1 protein-coding gene is annotated in these 1,575 nt (G+C 51.3%); it reads left to right on the top strand.

Annotation, left to right across the window (positions count from 1 at the left end; genetic code table 11):
* The coding region (locus IBX50_RS20515; RefSeq protein ID WP_292258276.1) for a hypothetical protein at positions 1-1,458 on the top strand (1,458 nt) is incomplete at its 5' end.
* Positions 1,459-1,575 lie beyond the last annotated feature (117 nt).

Here is a 1,575-nt window from a genome sequence, read left to right on the forward strand (position 1 = left end):
CGCAATCCGGTAAAAGGCCAGCCTCTGAGCGTAAGCGAGGAAGATCCTTTTGATCCCATTGAGTTGTACGCCTATTTCCTGGGTCTGGCGATTAACTGGCGCAAACAGGGTATCTACCTGCGTTATTACATGACCTTTCCTGTGGCCTACCCGCAGAGTGTGAAAGACAAGATTCTGGCTTCTTTCCGCCGTGGTTTGCAGCGCAGCCTGCCCGCACCGCTGATTGAGCAGGAAGCGTTTAACCAGTTTACTGTTGAAGAACGGGCTTCTGAACCCGCTGCCTTTGCCGCTGCTGCTCTGCCTTTTTATCAGCTGGAGCCAACACCGGAAGGCTTAACCTATGCCGTGTTTGATTTTGGCGGCGGTACTACGGATTTTGATTACGGCATCTACCGCGAACCCACCCCAGAAGAAGAGGCTGACGGTTATGAAACCGTGTTTGAACACTTTGGAGCCTCCGGCGATGCCTATTTGGGTGGTGAAAATCTGTTGGAGAATCTGGCTTATCGGGTATTTGAGGCCAACCAGTCGCTGCTGCGCGAAAAGCGCATTGCCATCACCTGCCCACTGGATGCCGAGCCTTTCCCCGGTTCGGAAATGCTGCTGGATCGCACCCAGGCCGCTGTGACTAACACACAAATGCTCATCAGTCGCTTGCGCCCCTTTTGGGAGGCCGGTGAGCAGAACAACCAGGGTATCGAGAAAGTTAAACTGCTCAACCGTGCCGGTGAAGAAGTGGTAGCTGAATTGGTCATGCCCTATGAAGAGCTTTCAGCCTACCTGGAACAACGGCTGGAAGAAGGCGTGGATAAATTCCTCACCGCCATGCGTAAAGCCTTTAATGAACATGACCACCAGCCAGAAGAGGTGCATGTATTCCTGGCAGGCAATGCCAGTCGTTCCAGCTATTTGCAGGATGCATTAAATGATTCTTCAATCAATGAACAAGCCTTACCAAGATTAACGCTCTACGACCCCATCGACCAGCAAGCCGATGCACCCTTTCAGCCTACCGCCAAAACTGGAGTGGCTTTGGGGCTGCTTGATCTCTGCCCGGGCTCCCGTACTCTGGTGATTAACCATGCCCAGCAAAAAGCAGGTGGAGATGCACCATTTGCCTACTATGTGGGGCGCATCCGACGCGGAACATTCCAGCCGGTGCTTAAGCGTCATGCAGTTTATGGTCAGTGGCAAGAGGTCGGTGTAGTGATTGATGGGCATTTTGTACTGGCGTATTCACTATCACCTTTAGCCAATGAGGGAAGGCTGACAGAAGATTCCAGCGAGTTAAGTCATATTCCACTTCAACTCTATCAAGCTGATCGCCAGCGGCTATTTGTAAGAGCCATCACACCGGATCAAGTGACTATATGCACTGCTGAAAACCATGAAGTTTTAGAAAAAAATGCAGCTTCAGGGGAAGCCTTGGATAACATGCAGAATATCCTGCTCAGATGAACAAACAAAACACAGCCATCATCCTTGTTCATGGATTTTACTCAGATGCCAGCGCTTGCCACGCTTTAGCGCGGGTGCTGGCAACAGAGTATCCGGTTTATCCAGTGGATCTGGGGT

Source organism: Marinospirillum sp., from assembly GCF_014859565.1.